The sequence below is a fragment of the Pseudomonas sp. WC2401 genome (assembly GCF_041200115.1).
Taxonomy (GTDB): domain Bacteria; phylum Pseudomonadota; class Gammaproteobacteria; order Pseudomonadales; family Pseudomonadaceae; genus Aquipseudomonas; species Aquipseudomonas fragi.
In genome coordinates, this window is the sequence record NZ_CP165623.1 from 1,817,894 (window position 1) to 1,833,846 (window position 15,953).

Sequence of the window (15,953 nt, forward strand, 5' to 3'; positions counted from 1 at the left end):
TGTCTGATTGCAACTAAAACCTGATGAGTAAATAAAGATGACAACAGCAACTCACTACACGGGAGAGGAACGCAAAAAAAGGATTTTTGCGATTGTCGGTGCGTCCTCCGGCAACCTGGTCGAATGGTTCGACTTCTACGTTTACGCCTTCTGTGCAATCTACTTTGCACCGGCGTTTTTCCCTTCCGATGACCCGACTGTGCAGTTGCTGAACACTGCCGGGGTCTTTGCTGCCGGCTTTTTAATGCGCCCCATCGGTGGCTGGCTGTTTGGCCGGGTGGCCGACAAGCATGGGCGAAAGAATTCCATGATGATCTCGGTGCTGATGATGTGCGCCGGCTCACTGGTGATTGCCTTTTTGCCGACCTACGCCTCGATCGGCGCCTGGGCTCCGGCCTTGCTGTTGATGGCGCGGCTGTTTCAGGGCCTGTCAGTGGGTGGCGAATACGGCACCACTGCGACCTATATGAGTGAAGTGGCACTCAAGGGCCAGCGCGGCTTCTTTGCCTCCTTCCAGTATGTGACGCTGATCGGCGGGCAACTGCTGGCGGTGCTGGTGGTGGTGATCCTTCAACAGTTCCTGTCAGAAGATGAACTGCGGGCCTGGGGCTGGCGCATCCCCTTTGTGATCGGTGCCATTGCGGCGCTGATTTCGTTGTTGCTGCGTCGCACCCTGAAAGAAACCACCAGCGCCGAAACCCGTCAGGACAAGGACGCCGGCAGTGTGAGGGCGTTGTTTCGTGACCATAAAGCGGCGTTTATTACCGTGCTGGGTTACACCGCAGGCGGCTCGCTGATTTTCTACACCTTTACCACCTATATGCAGAAATACCTGGTGAACACCGCCGGTATGCACGCCAAGACGGCCAGTTACATCATGACCGGCGCGCTGTTCCTTTATATGTGCATGCAGCCGTTGTTCGGCATGCTGGCGGACAAGATCGGCCGGCGTAACAACATGCTCTGGTTTGGCGCGCTGGGTACGCTGTGTACGGTGCCGATCCTGCTGACCCTGAAAACCATCAGCAGTCCGTTCCTGGCCTTTGTCCTGATTACCCTGGCGCTGGCGATTGTCAGCTTCTACACCTCGATCAGCGGCCTGGTCAAAGCCGAGATGTTCCCGCCCCAGGTGCGTGCGCTGGGTGTGGGCCTGGCCTATGCCGTGGCCAACGCGATCTTTGGTGGTTCGGCTGAGTACGTGGCGCTGGGGCTTAAATCGATGGGCATGGAAAACAGCTTCTACTGGTATGTGACGGTGATGATGGCCATCGCGTTCCTGTTCAGCTTCCGTCTGCCCAAGCAGCCCAAGTACCTGCACCACGATTTGTGATGTTGCCGCGCGCGCCAGTGGCGCGTGCCTTCCAAGGAAGTTTTATGAGTGATCAGCTGTTCGATGCGTACTTTACGGCCGAGGCCATGGGGCAAGTGTTTTGCGATCATGGCCGGGTACAGGCCATGCTCGACGTCGAAGCGGCACTGGCCCGGGCGCAAGCCCGGGTCGGGGTGATTCCTCTCTCTGCGCTTGCCCCGATTGCAGCGGCGTGTCGCGCAGAACTCTACGATTTCGAAGCGCTGGGCATGGCGATCGCCAGTGCCGGCAACTCTGCGATCCCGTTGGTCAAGGCGCTGGGCAAGCAGATTGCCAGCAGCGCCCCCGAAGCTGAGCGCTATGTGCATTTGGGTGCCACCAGCCAGGATGTGATGGACAGCGGTCTGGTCCTGCAATTGCGCGCCGCCCTGGGGTTGATCGAGCGTGACATGACGCAGCTGGCGGATGTGCTCGCCGCGCAGGCCCAGCGCTATGCCACGACGCCTTTGGCCGGGCGCACCTGGCTGCAGCAGGCTACTCCATTGACCTTGGGCATGAAAATCGCCAGCTGGCTGGGGGCCGTGACCCGTAGCCGCCAGCGTCTGCACGAGCTCAAACCGCGTTTACTGTGCCTGCAGTTTGGCGGTGCTTCCGGCACCCTGGCCGCCCTTGGCGATCAGGCCATGCCGGTGGCACAGGCACTGGCTGATGAACTGGGCCTGAGTCTGCCTGAGCAGCCCTGGCATACCCAGCGTGATCGTCTGGTGGAATTTGCCGCAGTTCTGGGCCTGATCGCCGGTGGCCTGGGCAAGATTGGCCGGGATATCAGCCTGCTGATGCAGACCGAGGTGGCGGAAGTATTCGAGCCGTCGGCGCCGGGCAAGGGCGGCTCCTCGACCATGCCGCACAAGCGCAATCCGGTGGGTTCGGCGGTCTTGATCAGCGCCGCGACGCGAGTACCGGGGTTGCTGAGCATTCTGTTCAGTGCCATGCCTCAGGAGCACGAACGCAGCCTGGGCTTGTGGCATGCCGAATGGGAAACCCTGCCCGAGATTTGCTGTGTGGTGTCCGGTGCGCTGGCTCAGGCATTGAGCATTGCCCGCGGCCTGGAAGTGGATTCCGCACGCATGGCGCGCAACCTCGACCTGACCCACGGCCTGGTGCTGGCTGAAGCGGTGAGCATTGTGCTGGCGCAGCGGGTAGGGCGTGAGACTGCGCACCATTTGCTGGAGCAGTGCTGCAAACGCGCGGTAGCCGAACAGCGCCATTTGCGTGCCGTGCTGGGCGATGAGCCGCAGATCACCGCGCACTTGAGTGCGCACGAGCTGGATCGTCTGCTTGATCCGGCCCATTACCTTGGTCAGGCGACGACGTGGGTCGAGCGTGCGCGGGCCGAACATTTTGCGTTGGTCCTCTAAAGGAGAAGCTCGTGGGACGTGTACAACTTGCTGAAGGTGAACTCAACTACCGCCTGGATGGCCCGCAAGGCGCGCCGGTACTGGTGCTGTCCAACTCGCTGGGCACCGATCTGGGAATGTGGGACACCCAGGTGGCGGCGTTCGCCGAGCATTTTCAGGTGCTGCGTTATGACACCCGCGGGCATGGCCAGTCGCTGGTCACCGAGGGGCCTTACAGCATTGAACAGCTAGGTGGCGACGTACTGGCGCTGCTCGATGCACTGCATATAGAACGGGCGCATTTTTGCGGGCTGTCGATGGGTGGGCTGATTGGCCAGTGGCTGGGTATCCATGCCGGTTCGCGGCTGCACAAGCTGGTGGTGTGCAACACCGCCGCCAAAATTGGCGAGCCTGCGGTGTGGAACCCGCGCATCGAGATGGTCCTGCGTGACGGTGCTGCGGCGATGGCCGGGTTGCGCGACGCCTCCATTGCCCGCTGGTTTACCCCTGATTTTGCCCAGGCCAATCCTGACCAGGCCAAGCGGATTACCGACATGCTTGCCGCGACTTCGCCGCAAGGGTACGCCGCCAACTGTGCTGCCGTGCGTGATGCGGATTTTCGCGACCAGTTGGGTTCCATAGAGGTGCCCACGCTGGTGATTGCGGGTACTGAAGATGCCGTCACGCCGCCTGCGGGCAGCCACTTTATCCAGGAACATGTGCGTGGCGCGCAGTACGCCGAGTTTTACGCCGCGCACCTGTCCAACGTGCAGGCAGGCGATGCCTTCAGCCAGCGCGTAGTGCAATTCCTGTTAACGGCCTGAGGATTTTTTGTGGACGAGAAACAACGTTATGACGAAGGCATGCAGGTACGCCGTGCGGTACTGGGTGATGCCCATGTCGACCGCAGCCTCAATGCCCTGACCGAGTTCAACAGTGAGTTCCAGGAAATGATCACCCGCCACGCCTGGGGTGATATCTGGACCCGCCCAGGTTTGCCGCGCCATACCCGCAGCCTGATTACCATCGCGATGCTGATTGGCATGAACCGCAATGAAGAACTCAAGCTGCATTTGCGCGCCGCGGCCAACAATGGCGTGAGCCGGGCCGAGATCAAGGAAGTGATCATGCAAAGTGCTATCTATTGCGGGATTCCGGCGGCCAATGCCACTTTTCACCTGGCTGAATCGGTGTGGGATGAGTTGGGGGTTGAGTCGCGGGAGTAACAGCCGCAACCCTGTAGCCGCTGCCGAGGCACGAGGCTGCGATCGGCGACGAAGTCGTCGTAAAGTCAGGTTGTGCGGTGTGCCAGCTAACAACCTGACACAGGATCTGCGATCGCTTCGCAATCGATCGCAGCCTCGTACCTCGGCAGCGGCTACAGATCAATCTGCATCCCTGGCCTGAAACAACAAACCCGCCATAAGGCGGGTTTGTTGTTTAACCGATACGCATCAGGCCTTCGGCGGCTGATCCGAAACCGGGCGGTTTTGCCCGGTCTGCTCATACCAGCCACCACCCAACGCCTTGTACAGCGTGACTTCACTGGTCAACTGCGAGAGACGGTCGGTGATCAACGATTGCTGCGCGCTGAACAACGAGCGCTGGGCATCGAGGAAGGTCAGGTTGCTGTCGATGCCAATCCGATAGCGACGCTCGGCCAACCGGTAGTAATCCTGGTTGGCGTTGACGAAGTCGGTCTGGGCCTGCAACTGCTGGTTGTAGGTTTGACGTGCTGCCAGGCCGTCAGAAACTTCCTGGAAGGCGGTCTGGATCGTTTTCTCATACTGAGAAACGGTGATTTCTTTCTGGATCTTCGCGTAGTCCAGGCTGGCGCGCAAAGCCCCTGCGTTGAAAATCGGCAGGTTGATTTGCGGCGAGAACAGCCAGGTGCCCGAGCCACCCTTGAACAGGCCCGACAGGTCGGGGCTCAAGGTCCCGGCATTGGCCGTGAGGCTGATGCTCGGGAAGAACGCTGCCCGCGCCGCGCCAATGTTGGCGTTGGCGGCCAGCAACTTGTGCTCGGCTTCGAGAATGTCCGGGCGACGTTGCAGCAAGTCCGATGGCAAGCCCGCCGGTACTTCGCTCAACAGGTCGGCTGCCAGCGGTTGAGCCGCCGGCAGGTTGTCCGGGATGGTGCTGCCCAGTAGCAGCGCGAGGCTGTTCTGGTCTTGCGCCACCTGACGTGTGTAGCGGGCCAGCTGGACCTTGGCGTTTTCCACCGAGGTACGCGACTGGCTGACTTCCAGGGCCGAAGCCACACCCACTTCATTGCTGCGCAGGGTGAGCTTGTAGCTCTCGTCAAACGCCTTGAGGGTGTCTTCGGTGAGCTTGAGCAGTTCCTTGTCAGCCTGCCAGGTCAGGTAGGCATTGGCGACACTGGCCACCAGACTGATCTGGGTGCTGCGTCGGGCTTCTTCGGTTGCAAAGTAGTTCTGCAACGCCTGATCGCTCAGGCTGCGAACCCGGCCAAACAGGTCCAGTTCATACGCGCTGACCCCAAGGGTCGCCGAATAAGAGCTGGTGATGCTCGACTCGCCGGTTTGCGACATGTTGGCTGGCGTACGTTGACGGCTACCGCTGCCAGAGGCCGAAACCGCCGGGAACAGATCAGCGCGCTGGATACGGTACTGCGCGGCATAGGCGTCAATGTTCAGCGCCGCGACCCGCAGGTCGCGGTTGTTGACCAGCGCGGTCTGGATCAGCTGTTGCAGTGCCGGATCATGGAAAAACTGGCGCCAGCCCTGTTCCGCGGCGGCCTTGCTGGCCGCCTCGGTTGGCGAGTAGGCCGGGCCTTGCGGGTACTGCGCCGCTACCGGCGCTTCAGGGCGCTGGTAGTCGGGGATCAGCGAGCAGCCGCCGAGCGTAAACGCCGCAACAGCTACTGCGAGAAGCGACTTGCTCATTGGCCAGCCTCTTGGTTTGGAGTTTTAGTCAGATCCACTTTCTTTTCCGTGTCTTTATTCTTGCCGCCGCCAATGGACGATACGGCCACAAAGAACAGCGGTACCCAGAACACGGCCAGTACGGTGGCGGTGATCATGCCACCGATAACACCGGTACCAATAGCGTGCTGGCTGCCCGAACCTGCGCCCGTGGAGATGGCCAGTGGAACCACACCCAGTACGAACGCCAGGGAGGTCATGATGATCGGACGCAGACGCATGCGGCACGCCTCGATCGCAGCATCCACCAGGCTTCGTCCCTGCTCATGCAGTTCCTTGGCAAATTCGACGATCAGAATGGCGTTTTTCGAGGCCAGACCGATGGTCGTAAGCAAGCCCACCTGGAAGTACACGTCGTTGGACAACCCGCGCAGGCTGGTGGCCATAAGCGCACCGATGATCCCCAGTGGTACGACCAGCATTACCGCAATCGGGATCGACCAGCTTTCGTACAGTGCTGCAAGGCACAGGAACACCATCAGCAAGGAAATAGCGTACAGGGCAGGCGCTTGCGAACCTGACAGACGTTCCTCGTAAGACAACCCCGTCCAGGAAATACCGACACCTGCTGGCAGCTTCTTGGCCAGGGCTTCGACTTCAGCCATGGCTTGACCGCTGGTATAGCCCGGTGCCGGAGCGCCGAGAATTTCCATCGCTTCTACGCCGTTGTAGCGCGACAGCTTGGGTGGGCCGTAGATCCACTCGCCCTTGGCGAAGGCCGAGAACGGCACCATGGTTCCCTGATCGTTGCGCACATACCACTTCTTCAGGTCTTCGGGGTTCATCCGCGAGTCAGCTTCGCCTTGCAGGAAAACCTTTTTGACCCGGCCGTGGTCGATGAAGTCGTTGACATAACTGGCACCCAGACCAATGGACAGGGTGTTGTTGATGTCCGAAATGCTCAGGCCCAGGGCGCGAGCAGCCTCATCGTCGATCAGCAGCTTGTATTGCGGTTCATCGTTCAGACCGTTCGGACGTACGCCCGCCAGGATCTTGCTCTGAGCCGCCATCCCCAGGAACTGATTGCGCGCAGCCATCAGTTTCTCGTGGCCAATGCCGGAGCGGTCTTGCAGGTATACGTCGAAACCGGTGGCGTTACCCAGTTCCATTACAGCAGGCGGGGCAAAGGCGAACACCATTGCATCGCGGTAGCTGGAGAACACCTTCTGCGCCCGTGCAGCCAGTGCAAATACACTGTTGTCCGAATCGCGCTCGCCCCACGGCTTGAGCATGATGAACGCCAGGCCAGAGCTCTGGCCACGGCCGGCGAAGTTGAAGCCGTTCACGGTAAACACCGAAGACACAGCGCCCGACTCATCGGCCAGCAGGTATTCACGCATCCGGTCGATCACTTGCTGTGTGCGTTCTGCAGTGGTGCCCGCAGGTGTTTGAACCTGTGCAAACAGTACGCCCTGGTCTTCTTCCGGGAGGAAGGAGGTAGGGATACGGGTGAACAGGAACACCATGCCAACCACAATCAGCACATAAGCCAGCAGGTACGGAGCCTTGTGACGCAGAATGCTGCCGACACCTTTTTCATAGCGCTTTACGCCATTGTCGAAGGTGCGGTTGAACCAGCCGAAGAAACCGCGCTTGTTCTCGCCGTGATCACCCTTCTGGATCGGCTTGAGCATGGTGGCGCACAGGGCCGGGGTGAAGATCAGGGCAACCAGTACCGACAGGCCCATCGCCGAAACGATAGTGATCGAGAACTGGCGATAGATCACACCCGTGGAGCCGCTGAAGAAGGCCATCGGCAGCAATACCGCCGACAGTACCAGGGCAATACCCACCAGGGCACCCTGGATCTGCTCCATGGATTTCTTGGTGGCTTCCTTGGGCGGCAGTCCCTCTTCGGACATGACCCGCTCAACGTTTTCAACCACCACGATCGCATCGTCCACCAGCAAGCCGATGGCCAGTACCATACCGAACATGGTCAGGGTGTTGATGCTGAAGCCTGCAGCGGCCAGGATCCCGAAGGTACCCAGCAGTACAACCGGAACTGTCATCGTGGTGATGATGGTGGCGCGGAAGTTTTGCAGGAACAGGAACATCACCAGGAACACCAGGACAACAGCTTCGACCAGGGTGTGCACCACACCTTCGATCGAGGCCGAAACCACAGGCGTGGTGTCGTACGGGTAAACGACTTTCATGCCTTCCGGGAAGAAGGGCTCCAGGCCGTTGATGGTTTCACGCAATGCCTTTGCCGTGTCCAGGGCGTTCGAGCCCGGGGCCAGCTTGATCGCGATACCCGATGCCGGTTTACCGTTGAATTGCGCGCTGACGCTGTAGTTTTCACCACCCAGGGCAACATCTGCGACATCGCTCAGGCGTACCTGGGAGCCGTCGGTGTTGACCTTGAGCAGGATCTTCTTGAACTCTTCAGCCGTTTGCAGACGGGTTTTGCCGATGATGGTCGCGTTCAGCTCCTGACCCTTGACGGCAGGCAGGCCGCCCAGCTGCCCGGAGGACACCTGCACGTTCTGTGCGCTGATGGCCGACTTAACGTCCACCGGCGTCAGGTTGTACTTGTTCAGCTTGACCGGATCGAGCCAGATACGCATGGCGTACTGGGCGCCGAACACCTGGAAGTCGCCCACACCTTCGGTACGGGAGATCGGGTCCTGCATGTTGGAAACGATGTAGTTGGACAGGTCGTCCTTGTTCATGCTGCCGTTTTCAGACACCACGCCAATAACCATCAGGAAGTTTTTCACTGCCTTGGTTACACGGATACCTTGCTGCTGTACCTCTTGCGGTAGCAGGGGGGTCGCCAGGTTGAGCTTGTTCTGTACCTGGACCTGTGCGGTGTCAGGGTCAGTGCCTTGCTCGAATGTGGCGGTGATGCTCATGCTGCCGTCGGAGTTACTTTCCGATGACACATAACGCAGGTGGTCGATACCGTTGAGCTGTTGCTCGATCACCTGGACCACGGTGTCCTGCACGGTTTGCGCCGAAGCGCCCGGGTAGGTCACGGAGATCGAGATGGCCGGCGGTGCGATGCTCGGGTACTGGTTGATCGGCAACTTGAGGATCGATAGAGCCCCGACCAGCATGATCACCAGGGCTATAACCCAGGCGAAAATCGGACGGTCGATAAAAAATTTCGACATGGTTTACTCCCCTTTACTGCCTGCAGCTTTTTCTGTTGCCGGGGCAGATGCCGGGGTTTCGCCTTGTGGCTTGTCCATGATCTTGACTTCAATGCCAGGCTTGATGAATTGCAGGCCATCAGTAATCAGGCGGTCGCCAGGGTTCAGGCCTTTCTCAACCAGCCAGTTGCTGCCAACGGTGCGCGAGGCTTGCAGCACACGCAGTTCAACCTTGTTGTCCGGCCCGACGATCATCGCGGTCGGTTGGCCCTTGAGGTTGTGGGTCACGCCGATTTGCGGTGCCAGGATCGCATTGCTGTCGATGCCCGCTTCCAGCTGTGCGTGGACAAACATGCCCGGCAACAGGGTTTCATCCGGGTTCGGGAACACGGCACGCAGGGTTACGGAGCCGGTGGTCTCGTCAACCGAGACTTCGGCGAACTCAAGGCGACCTTCCTGGCCGTACTCGCTGCCGTCCGGCAGGGTCAGCTTGACCTTGGCGGCATTTTCTCCGGCCTTCTTCAAGCGGCCACTGGCCAGATCGCGGCGCAGTTCGAGCATTTCTACCGAGGACTGGGTCACGTCAACGTAGATCGGGTCCAGTTGGGTGATCACGGCCAATGCGTTGGCCTGGCCACTGGTGACCAGTGCACCTTCGGTGTACAGCGAGCGACCGATACGACCGGTCAGCGGTGCCAGCACCTTGGTGTAGCGCAGGTTGACCTGGGCGGTGTTCAGTGCAGCTTCAGCTTCAAGGCGGGCGGCTTGAGCGTTGTCGTATTCCTGGCGGCTTACGGCTTGCTCTGCGACCAATTGCTTGTAGCGCTCAGCCAGGGATTTGGCCGATTGTAAGGTTGCGCGGGCGCTGAGTACGGCGCTTTCATAGATGGCCGGATCGATTTGATACAGCTGCTGGCCGATCTTGACGTCACTGCCTTCTTTAAAGAAGCGCTTGAGGATGATGCCGTTTACCTGCGGGCGCACTTCTGCCGAACGATAGGACGCGGTACGACCTGGCAGATCAGTGGTCAAGGTAAAGGGTTGGGTTTTCAGCGTGACAACGCCGACCTGAGGGATTTGCGGGGCAGGTGCTGCCTCTTCCTTTTTGCATCCGCTGAGCAGCGAAGCAAGGGCGATGGCAGCAACCAGAGCGGTAACAGCTGGCTTGAATTGCATGAAGATCCTCGGGTCAGGCACGCGAAAGCGCACAAGAATAGTGGAAAGGTATAGAAAGCTGTTCCGGGTGGATAAATAGCTTGCTAAGGAATATACTTACATTCATGGCTGTTTGTAAATAGCGGGAGCGACTCTCGCCAGTGACTTCAGCGCCATTTTTCAAGCGTGTAGCAGACCGGGATAAGGCACAACAAACGCCACCCGATGTTGGTTCGGACGTGTGATTGAAACCGCCCGAATCCTCCTGATTGAGGTTTTTATTGCCATGGTGCGTCGTACCAAAGAAGAAGCTCTTGAGACCCGGAGCAAAATCCTCGCCGCGGCCGAGCAGGCCTTTTACGAGCGAGGGGTTGCGCGCACGACGCTGGCCGATATCGCCACGTTGGCAGGTGTCACCCGTGGTGCGATTTACTGGCACTTCAGCAACAAGGCCGAACTGGTGCAGGCCATGCTCGACAGCCTGCATGAACCCCTGGATGAGCTGGCCAAGGCCAGTGAAAATCAGAACGAGATTGATCCGCTCGGCTGCACGCGCCAATTGCTGATCCATTTGTTTCGCCAGGTTGCCATCGATCCAAAAACCCGGCGTATCAATGAAATTCTGTTTCATAAGTGCGAATTCACAGACGAAATGTGTGATTTTCGGGCTCAGCGCCAGGTCGCGATGGTCGATTGCAACAGCAGGATCGAGTTGGCCCTGAGCAATGCCATTCACCGTCAACAACTCCCTGAAACGCTGGATGTGCGCCGCGCTGCTATCAGTCTGCATGCCTATATCGACGGAATTCTCGGACAATGGCTCCTGGTTCCCGACAGTTTCGATCTCTACCAGGGGGCTGAGTCCTGGGTCGATACTGCCCTGGATATGCTGCGTTTAAGCCCGTCCTTGCGAATCTGCGGCAATATCCGAGAGGGAGTCTAGTAGGCTCAAGCAATAAGGCGAGTGAAGATTTTGCCTTCTGGGCCAATTAATGGCACTCGGCATTTATATACGTCTGGCCCGCGGGTTTAAAGTTAGCGAGCTAAGTATTTTGTAGCTAAATTGTGATCGTTTAGTGAATGGCCCTGCAGACCGCGGTAAATAAGCTATTGGCACAGCGGTTGAAAGGCCGCAAGGCTTCTACATCTTTCCCTGTAACTCACTTCCCAATTCCTCCTTCCTGCGTCGTCATCCCCTACACTTGAGCAGTGCTTTGGCCACTCGCCAGAGCTGCCAGAGTCGGGTAGAGGGTGGCTGCCAAGGTGTAAGCCTCCTTCCGACTGAAGCAAACCGACCGCGATGGTGTGGTGTGTCGTGGGCAATTCGAGGAATAACAGGTGAACAAGATTTACTCGAGTGCTGAATCCGCGTTGCAGGGGCTGGTTGAGGATGGCATGACCCTGGCTGTGGGTGGCTTTGGCTTGTGCGGTATTCCGGAGGCGCTGATCGGTGCCTTGCGCGACACCGGCAAGCGTGAATTGACGGTGATCAGCAACAACGCCGGGGTCGACGGTTTTGGCCTGGGGCAACTGCTGGAAACGCGCCAGATCCGCAAAATGATTTCTTCCTATGTAGGCGAGAACAAAGAGTTCGAGCGTCAGTACCTGGCCGGCGAACTTGAACTGGAGTTCACCCCCCAGGGTACCCTCGCCGAGAAGCTGCGGGCAGGCGGGGCGGGTATCCCGGCATTCTTCACCAAGACCGGCTACGGCACCCTGGTGGCCGAAGGCAAGGAAACCCGTGAGTTCGATGGCGAGTGGTATGTCATGGAGCGCTCGCTGCGCGCCGACGTGGCCCTGGTCAAGGCCTGGAAAGCCGACAAGTCCGGCAACCTGCTGTTCAACAAGACCGCGCGCAACTTCAACCCGCTGGCGGCGATGGCGGCCAGGGTCTGTGTGGTGGAAGTGGAAGAGATTGTTGAAATCGGCCAGATCGAGCCTGATCAGGTGCATTTGCCCGGGATCTACGTGCAACGGCTGGTGCTCAACGCCACGCCGCAAAAACGTATCGAACATCGCACTGTGCGGAGCGCCTGACCATGGCCTGGACTCGTGAAGAAATGGCGCAGCGCGCCGCTCAAGAACTGCAGGACGGTTTCTACGTCAACCTCGGTATCGGTTTACCTACCCTGGTGGCCAACTACATTCCTGAAGGCATGGATGTGTGGCTGCAAAGTGAAAATGGCCTGTTGGGTATTGGCCCGTTTCCCACAGAGGATGAGGTGGATGCCGACCTGATCAACGCCGGTAAGCAAACCATCACCACCTTGCCGGGCAGTAGTTTTTTCAATAGTGCCGACTCGTTCGCGATGATTCGCGGCGGTCATATCAACTTGTCGATTCTGGGGGCGATGCAGGTGTCCGAGAAGGGCGACCTGGCCAACTGGATGATCCCCGGCAAGATGGTCAAGGGCATGGGCGGGGCGATGGACCTGGTGGCCGGGGTCAAGCGCGTGGTGGTGCTGATGGAGCACACGGCCAAGGGCGGCGTTCATAAACTGCTCAGGCAGTGCGACTTGCCGCTGACCGGCGTGGGCGTGGTTGACCGCATCATTACCGACCTGGCGGTGCTGGATGTCACCGGGCAGGGGCTCAAGCTGGTTGAACTGGCGGCGGGCGTAACCCGCGAGCAGCTTCAAGAGGCTACAGGCTGCGCAATCAACGACTGAATATTAACTGGGCCTTTGGTGGGAGCGGGCTTGCTCGCGACGGCATCGCCGCGGTTGGTCTGGCAGACCGAAGCGCCTGCATCGCAGGCAAGCCAGCTCCCACAGGTTTTGTGGCGCTTTAAAACGCAAAAAGCCCCGGCTCGCAGGAGACGGGGCTTTTTGCTTAAACGTGAATCAGCGTTCCAGGTCGACGATCTTGCCTGGTTTGCCATCCCACTCGGCCGCGTCCGGCAGAGGGTCTTTGCGTTCAGTGATGTTTGGCCAGATTTCAGCCAGCTCGACGTTCAACTGAATGAAGTTCTCCATGCCGGCAGGTACTTCATCTTCAGAGAAGATCGCCTGTGCAGGGCATTCAGGCTCACAAAGCGCGCAATCAATGCACTCATCCGGGTGAATCACCAGGAAGTTCGGGCCTTCGTAAAAGCAGTCCACCGGACAGACTTCTACGCAGTCGGTGTACTTGCACTTGATGCAGTTGTCGGTGACGACGAAGGTCATTTCTAATTCTCTCCTCAGGCGGCGGCAGCGAAGCCCTTCCAGAACGGGTTCGCCGGGTTCGGGAGTGATATCTAAAGACCAGGCTAAAAGGTCAGTAGCATCCCGAACCGCGCGCGATTCTAGCAGCTTTTAAAGGCGTGTCTTTAATGTGTAGAGCAAATCAAGCGCTTTACGTGGCGTCATGTTGTCCAGATCCAGCCTGGAAAGGTCGTCCAGCACCGGGTGCGGCAGGCTGGCAAACAGGTCGCTTTGCTGCGGCGCAGGCTTTTTGCCGGGCTTGGCAGGTGGCATTTCATGGGGCAGGCTGGTGGTCTCCAGGCGGCTCAAATGCTCGCGGGCGCGGCGGATAACTTCACTCGGTACGCCCGCCAGTTGCGCCACGGCCAGGCCATAGCTCTGGCTGGCCGGGCCTGGCAGCACATGGTGCAGGAACACGATGCGTTCGTTGTGCTCGGTCGCGCTCAAATGCACGTTGGCGACCAGCGGCTCGTTCTCGGGCAGTACCGTCAGCTCGAAGTAGTGCGTGGCAAACAGGGTGTAGGCGCGCAATTGGGCGAGACGTTCTGCCGCAGCCCAGGCCAGCGACAAACCGTCGAATGTGCTGGTGCCGCGGCCCACTTCGTCCATCAGCACCAGGCTGCGTTCGGTGGCATTGTGCAAGATATTGGCGGTTTCGCTCATCTCGACCATAAAGGTCGAACGGCCACCAGCCAGGTCATCGCTGGAGCCGATCCGGGTGAAGATGCGGTCCACCAGCGACAGTTCACAGCTGGCCGCCGGTACAAAACTGCCGATATGGGCCAGCAGCACGATCAATGCGGTTTGGCGCATGTAGGTCGATTTACCGCCCATGTTAGGACCGGTGATCACCAGCATGCGGGTGTTGTCGTCCAGCCCCAGGTCGTTGGCCACAAACGGCGTGGTCAGTACCTGCTCGACCACCGGGTGGCGACCCTGGCTGATACGCATGCACGGCTCTTCAACAAAGCGCGGGCAGTTCAGGTCCAGGTTCAGCGCCCGCTCGGCCAGGTTGCTCAACACATCCAGCTCGGCCAGTGCGGCAGCGGTGTCTTGCAGCGGGGCAAGGTGGCCGATCATTTCTTCGAGCAGGGCCTCATACAGCATCTTCTCGCGGGCCAGGGCACGGCTTTTCGCTGAAAGGGCTTTGTCTTCGAAGGCTTTGAGTTCCGGGGTGATAAAGCGCTCGGCGCCCTTGAGCGTCTGGCGCCGGATGTAATCGGCCGGTGCCTGCTCGGCCTGTTTGCTTGGCAGCTCGATAAAGTAACCGTGGACGCGGTTGTAACCGACCTTGAGGTTGGACAACCCGGTGCGGGCCTTTTCCCGAGCCTCGAGGTCAATCAGGAACTGGCCGGCGTTTTCGCTCAGGGCTTGCAGCTCATCCAGCTCGGCGTCATAGCCGGTTTTCAGTACACCGCCATCACGGATCACCGCTGGCGGGTTGTCATTGATGGCTTTTTCCAGCAGGGCGCCCAGCTCGGGATAAGTGCTGGTGATGATAGCCAGTTGCTGCAAATGCGGCGCTTCCAGGCCGAGCATGGCGTCTTGCAGTTCCGGCAATGCGTTCAGGGCATCGCGCAGCCGTGCCAGGTCGCGCGGGCGGGCATTGCGCAGGCCGATACGGGCGAGAATCCGCTCCAGATCGCCGATTTCCTTGAGCTGAGGCTGCAGCTTTTCAAAGCGATAGCCATCGAGCAGGCAAGTGATCGACGACTGGCGTGCCAGCAGCACGCTCAAATCGCGCAGCGGGCGGTTCAACCAGCGGGTCAGCAAGCGGCTGCCCATCGAGGTCTGGCAGCGGTCGACCACCGATTGCAGGGTGTTGTCGCGGCCACCGGCCAGGTTGGTGTCCAGTTCCAGATTGCGGCGGCTGGCACCGTCGAGCACCACGGTGTCGTCCAGGCGCTCATGGCGCAGGCTGCGCAAATGGGGCAGAGCAGTGCGCTGGGTTTCCTTGGCGTAGCTGAGCAGGCAACCGGCCGCGCCAATGGCCAGGGTCAGGTTTTCGCAGCCAAAGCCCTTGAGGTCCTGGGTCGAGAATTGCTGGCACAGGCTTTTGAGCGCAGAGTCGCGCTCAAAGTCCCACGGCGCACGGCGACGAACGCCACGACGTTTTTCCGCAGGCAAGCCTTGCGGCCAGTCATCCGGGATCATCAGCTCGACCGGGTTGATGCGCTCAAGCTCGGCCAGCAGGTTTTCCCAGCCCTTGATCTCCAGCACCGAGAAATTGCCGCTGGTGATATCCAGCACGGCGAGGCCAAACAGGCGCTCATCGCCCAGTACGGCGGCAATCAGGTTGTCGCGACGCTCATCCATCAGCGCCTCGTCACTCACGGTGCCCGGGGTGATGATACGAACTACCTGACGCTCAACCGGGCCTTTACTGGTGGCCGGGTCGCCGACCTGCTCGCAGATCACCACCGACTCGCCCAGCTTGACCAGCTTGGCCAGATAGCCTTCGGCCGCATGATAAGGGATCCCGCACATCGGAATCGCCTGGCCGGCAGACTGGCCGCGTGCCGTGAGGGTGATATCCAGCAACTTGGCGGCTTTCTTCGCGTCTTCGTAGAAGATCTCGTAGAAATCGCCCATGCGATAGAACATCAGCTGGTCAGGGTGCTGGTTCTTCAGGCGCCAGTACTGCTGCATCATCGGCGTGTGGCTGGACAGGTCGGAGGTATTTTTACTCATCAGGGCTTGGGCGGATTCGTTCAGAAGTGGGGGAAAGGCAGGCGCGTGGCCTGAGGTTTTCGCAATGGGCGCAAGGTTAACATGCCAGCCCCCTGCATCTACAGGTGCGCACCGGGCGCACTGACACGTTGCTATAAATAGAAGAAATAGCATTTGCCATCAATAAACACGGC

The 15,953-nt window shown here is 59.4% G+C and carries 12 protein-coding genes; 7 read left to right on the forward strand and 5 right to left on the reverse strand.

All coding sequences use genetic code 11. The features are described from left to right. Window positions 1-37 precede the first annotated feature (37 nt). From AB3G35_RS08285 to pcaC, 4 genes are read left to right on the forward strand one after another with little or no spacing between them, the layout of a single operon-like run. The gene (locus AB3G35_RS08285; protein ID WP_016779752.1) at window positions 38-1,330 is read left to right on the forward strand and encodes an MFS family transporter; all 1,293 of its coding nucleotides are present in this window, start codon (window positions 38-40) and stop codon (window positions 1,328-1,330) included. 44 nt (window positions 1,331-1,374) lie between these two features. After that, window positions 1,375-2,727 (forward strand): 3-carboxy-cis,cis-muconate cycloisomerase, encoded by a 1,353-nt coding sequence (locus tag AB3G35_RS08290; protein ID WP_369782492.1) that lies wholly within the window; start codon window positions 1,375-1,377, stop codon window positions 2,725-2,727. 11 nt (window positions 2,728-2,738) lie between these two features. After that, the gene (gene pcaD / locus AB3G35_RS08295; RefSeq protein ID WP_095040791.1) at window positions 2,739-3,530 is read left to right on the forward strand and encodes a 3-oxoadipate enol-lactonase; all 792 of its coding nucleotides are present in this window, start codon (window positions 2,739-2,741) and stop codon (window positions 3,528-3,530) included. Window positions 3,531-3,539: 9 nt separating this feature from the next. Continuing rightward, window positions 3,540-3,932 (forward strand): 4-carboxymuconolactone decarboxylase, encoded by a 393-nt coding sequence (gene pcaC / locus AB3G35_RS08300; protein ID WP_016779755.1) that lies wholly within the window; start codon window positions 3,540-3,542, stop codon window positions 3,930-3,932. Window positions 3,933-4,160: 228 nt separating this feature from the next. Here the strand turns inward: pcaC and AB3G35_RS08305 are convergent, their stop codons facing one another. The 3 genes from AB3G35_RS08305 to AB3G35_RS08315 are packed head-to-tail and all read right to left on the reverse strand — an operon-like array spanning window position 4,161 to window position 9,925. Then, window positions 4,161-5,612, reverse strand: a complete 1,452-nt coding sequence (locus AB3G35_RS08305; protein ID WP_016779756.1) for an AdeC/AdeK/OprM family multidrug efflux complex outer membrane factor — start codon at window positions 5,610-5,612, stop codon at window positions 4,161-4,163. Next, the gene (locus tag AB3G35_RS08310; RefSeq protein WP_016779757.1) at window positions 5,609-8,770 is read right to left on the reverse strand and encodes an efflux RND transporter permease subunit; all 3,162 of its coding nucleotides are present in this window, start codon (window positions 8,768-8,770) and stop codon (window positions 5,609-5,611) included. The genes AB3G35_RS08305 and AB3G35_RS08310 overlap by 4 nt, the downstream gene beginning before the upstream one ends. Window positions 8,771-8,773: 3 nt before the next feature. Next, complete coding sequence (locus AB3G35_RS08315) at window positions 8,774-9,925, reverse strand: efflux RND transporter periplasmic adaptor subunit (protein WP_016779758.1); 1,152 nt, start codon at window positions 9,923-9,925, stop codon at window positions 8,774-8,776. A gap of 265 nt (window positions 9,926-10,190) precedes the next feature. On the opposite strand from AB3G35_RS08315, the gene AB3G35_RS08320 reads away from it, so the two are divergent. The 3 genes from AB3G35_RS08320 (at window position 10,191) to AB3G35_RS08330 (ending at window position 12,573) form a co-directional block, all read left to right on the forward strand. Then, window positions 10,191-10,847, forward strand: a complete 657-nt coding sequence (locus AB3G35_RS08320; protein ID WP_029611277.1) for a TetR family transcriptional regulator — start codon at window positions 10,191-10,193, stop codon at window positions 10,845-10,847. A gap of 395 nt (window positions 10,848-11,242) precedes the next feature. Next, window positions 11,243-11,941, forward strand: a complete 699-nt coding sequence (locus AB3G35_RS08325; RefSeq protein ID WP_016779760.1) for a CoA transferase subunit A — start codon at window positions 11,243-11,245, stop codon at window positions 11,939-11,941. A 2-nt stretch (window positions 11,942-11,943) separates the two neighbouring features. Further along, entirely contained in the window at window positions 11,944-12,573 is a 630-nt protein-coding gene (locus AB3G35_RS08330; protein WP_086795991.1) for a CoA transferase subunit B, read from the forward strand. A gap of 174 nt (window positions 12,574-12,747) precedes the next feature. Here the strand turns inward: AB3G35_RS08330 and fdxA are convergent, their stop codons facing one another. Further along, window positions 12,748-13,071, reverse strand: a complete 324-nt coding sequence (gene fdxA / locus AB3G35_RS08335) for a ferredoxin FdxA (RefSeq protein WP_016779762.1) — start codon at window positions 13,069-13,071, stop codon at window positions 12,748-12,750. Window positions 13,072-13,200: 129 nt separating this feature from the next. Then, the gene (mutS, locus tag AB3G35_RS08340) at window positions 13,201-15,780 is read right to left on the reverse strand and encodes a DNA mismatch repair protein MutS (protein WP_169882424.1); all 2,580 of its coding nucleotides are present in this window, start codon (window positions 15,778-15,780) and stop codon (window positions 13,201-13,203) included. Window positions 15,781-15,953 lie beyond the last annotated feature (173 nt).

Excerpts from the sequence above, each read along its gene's own strand:
- AB3G35_RS08285 (WP_016779752.1), top strand. The coding sequence starts at position 38 with ATGACAACAGCAACTCACTACACGGGAGAGGAACGCAAAAAAAGGATT.
- AB3G35_RS08290 (WP_369782492.1), top strand. The coding sequence starts at position 1,375 with ATGAGTGATCAGCTGTTCGATGCGTACTTTACGGCCGAGGCCATGGGG.
- AB3G35_RS08305 (WP_016779756.1), bottom strand. The coding sequence starts at position 5,612 with ATGAGCAAGTCGCTTCTCGCAGTAGCTGTTGCGGCGTTTACGCTCGGC.
- AB3G35_RS08310 (WP_016779757.1), bottom strand. The coding sequence starts at position 8,770 with ATGTCGAAATTTTTTATCGACCGTCCGATTTTCGCCTGGGTTATAGCC.
- AB3G35_RS08315 (WP_016779758.1), bottom strand. The coding sequence starts at position 9,925 with ATGCAATTCAAGCCAGCTGTTACCGCTCTGGTTGCTGCCATCGCCCTT.
- AB3G35_RS08320 (WP_029611277.1), top strand. The coding sequence starts at position 10,191 with ATGGTGCGTCGTACCAAAGAAGAAGCTCTTGAGACCCGGAGCAAAATC.
- AB3G35_RS08330 (WP_086795991.1), top strand. The coding sequence starts at position 11,944 with ATGGCCTGGACTCGTGAAGAAATGGCGCAGCGCGCCGCTCAAGAACTG.
- fdxA (WP_016779762.1), bottom strand. The coding sequence starts at position 13,071 with ATGACCTTCGTCGTCACCGACAACTGCATCAAGTGCAAGTACACCGAC.
- mutS (WP_169882424.1), bottom strand. The coding sequence starts at position 15,780 with ATGAGTAAAAATACCTCCGACCTGTCCAGCCACACGCCGATGATGCAG.